Genomic DNA, 2509 nt, shown 5'->3' with positions numbered 1-2509 from the left:
GATACTCTTCATCAATTGTAAACTCTATACGGATATATTCTCCCTCTTCCGTTTGGAAATACATATATTCCTTGCAATCTGTAGCTACAGGATAGAACCTTTCTCCCACTTTATATTCCGTATCACGCCATAGCTCATCTTCCTGAACAGAAACAAGCAAATTTTGTTTTACTGTAATACATCGTTCTGTGTCATTTTTAATCTGATAATCTGCAACTGCTCTTAGATGTAAATCCGATGTGATTTCATATTCGCATGTTGCATTCCAAGTTCCAAACAAGTACAAATAGTCCTCCAAAACAAAACTTCTTGCCGTCACTGTATCGTATGCAATATGTCCTTTAATTTCTTCTGTTATAATTTCTTTGTTTTCATTAATCTGACACAGATAGGTTTTGCAATAGTCATTGCTCCACGCTGCATCAAATAAAATTCCTGTTAATCCATCTTTATTCTGTATTAAAAATGCATTTTCACAGCCTTCTGCCTCCACAATATCTGTTACCTCTCCATCAATATTTATTGCAATTGTTATATAACAAGCCCTTTCCTCCGCTACAAATATCTCTATGCTTTCTAATATGCCATCGTTGTTCACATCGATCTCATTCTTTTGATTGAAATCTATCTTTTGACAACGATCTTCTTTCTGATTCGTTGTGGTTTGTTGTTGGTCTTTTTGGTCTTTTTGGTCTTCTTTCTGCATCATCTCTTGAGTTTCTTGATTTGTCTCTGTATGGTTTTGTTCGATAATTGCATTTTGCGTGTTATTTACTTTCTTTGTGTTACAAGCTGTGCTTCCAAGAAGTAAGCATAGCGTTATTCCTAATAGTAGAACTTTTTTCATCGCAATCTCCTTTTAGTTTTACTGAAATATATCTGGTATATCTATTCCTATCCCTTCCCTACTTTCTATTTCATTGGTCAAGTAGGTATATTTCTTACTTCCTCTGTTATAATGCTCGATTAGTTTCAATGCAAAGATACGATAGATATCTCCCTCTTCCTCTGCTAACCAAGCATATCCTCCATTCCCAAAACAATCATTCATATTTCGTTCTTCTTGTGGTACATTGGTACATTCAAGATTTATCAGTATTATCTCATCACGGTATAGCTGTATCGCCTGTTCAACAGACTTTACATATGCCACAAATCGTTCCTTATCCTCCTCATATGTAAGTGTTTCATAAAGCAAACTGGCTACATTATAAAATTCACTTCTCCATACACCTGCATAAGAATCTTGAAACCCTCTTCTTGCCGCTTCACAAACTACGCCTCTATGGTTCAACCAAATCATAAATGATATATCAATTGGATTATTATAGGACTCCATTACTTCAAATAGTTTACTCCGTTCTCCACAATAACCAAATTCCGTATAAATCCCTGCGAACCAATCATATTCCTGCGCTTTTTCTTCTGGTGATTGATAACGATGCAACTCGTAATCACCATCATTTACAGGGGTTAAAAATACATTTTCCATTTCCTTGTCGTGATTCTCTTCTTTTTGTTTTTCCTGTTTCTTATCTTCTACTCGATTTATTTCATTTATGCCCTCAAGTATTTGATTTTTATCTTGTAATTCCTTTATTTCTAGTTTATAGGATTTCATCTTTTGATTAAAATATAGACATATTACTCCCAAGCAAATGAGCATACATATAATTGCGATTCCGAACGCAATTATATGTATGCGCTTCTTTTTATTTATCTCAGTCACGTTGTTCAACCTTTCATTTATTCTATAATTTCTATCACCATGCAACTATTCTTTTATTTCAATAAAACCAGCATTCAGCTCTTCAAAGTTCGCAAATGGCAGAGAATCCTCTTCTTCACTTACTTCTACTAATATTTCTTTCTTACTATCCAAACAACAAATTTTGTTATCGACAACAATATATTCTTCTAGCGTCTCTTTGGATACCGTATTTTCATCTTGCATATAGATTGGAGCACTATACATAACCTTTAAAATCGTAGCATAAGTTGTATTGTCATCAAGTTTGTGATATTCATATGTTACATTTCCCATTTCCCCAAACACCATGATACTATAGCGTAGTATTTCACCTTTTTCATCTATGTATTGATTTACCTCATTTCCTTCCGTACTTGGTATATCCATTTCACCCGTATGTATTTCTATACTTGATTCACCTTCTGTATTACCTGTCACTGCGTTTTCATACATTTTGCTGAATTCTTCTAGGCACAAATTGATTTTTTCTCTTATTATAGAATACTCCATTGACTCTGTCTTATCATGTTCATCAATAGGTTCTGCGCTTATGGATTCTTTGTCTCTTTCTTCTGGATTCTCTTCTATTGTATTTGTATTTATATTTTCATTAGCTTTCTTTTTAGTACTGCATCCATTACTCAGCAATACCATGCAGACTAGGATTCCTACTAATATTCTCTTTTTCATCTTCTTTTCCTCACTTATATTCTTCTTATTTGCTTTCGCAATAATACCAGTATTTCTCTAATCGCCATG

Annotated in this window: 3 protein-coding genes; all 3 read right to left on the bottom strand. The window is 33.8% G+C overall.

The features are described 5' to 3' along the window. A partial coding sequence (locus tag RMR19_RS10585) for a hypothetical protein (RefSeq protein ID WP_310603459.1) occupies positions 1-847 on the bottom strand: 847 nt, incomplete at its 3' end. Positions 848-865: 18 nt separating this feature from the next. Then, complete coding sequence (locus RMR19_RS10580) at positions 866-1621, bottom strand: hypothetical protein (protein ID WP_310603458.1); 756 nt, start codon at positions 1619-1621, stop codon at positions 866-868. 153 nt (positions 1622-1774) lie between these two features. Then, complete coding sequence (locus RMR19_RS10575) at positions 1775-2440, bottom strand: hypothetical protein (RefSeq protein ID WP_310603457.1); 666 nt, start codon at positions 2438-2440, stop codon at positions 1775-1777. Between the last annotated feature and the right edge of the window lie 69 nt (positions 2441-2509).

The sequence above is a fragment of the Anaerosporobacter sp. genome, assembly GCF_031551385.1.
In the GTDB taxonomy this organism is placed as follows: domain Bacteria; phylum Bacillota; class Clostridia; order Lachnospirales; family Lachnospiraceae; genus Anaerosporobacter.
This window is presented reverse-complemented; position numbering and strand designations above follow the sequence as displayed.

Bases quoted from the DNA above. Each gene is read 5' to 3' on its own strand.
- RMR19_RS10580 (WP_310603458.1), bottom strand. From the start codon at position 1,621: ATGAAATCCTATAAACTAGAAATAAAGGAATTACAAGATAAAAATCAA.
- RMR19_RS10575 (WP_310603457.1), bottom strand. From the start codon at position 2,440: ATGAAAAAGAGAATATTAGTAGGAATCCTAGTCTGCATGGTATTGCTG.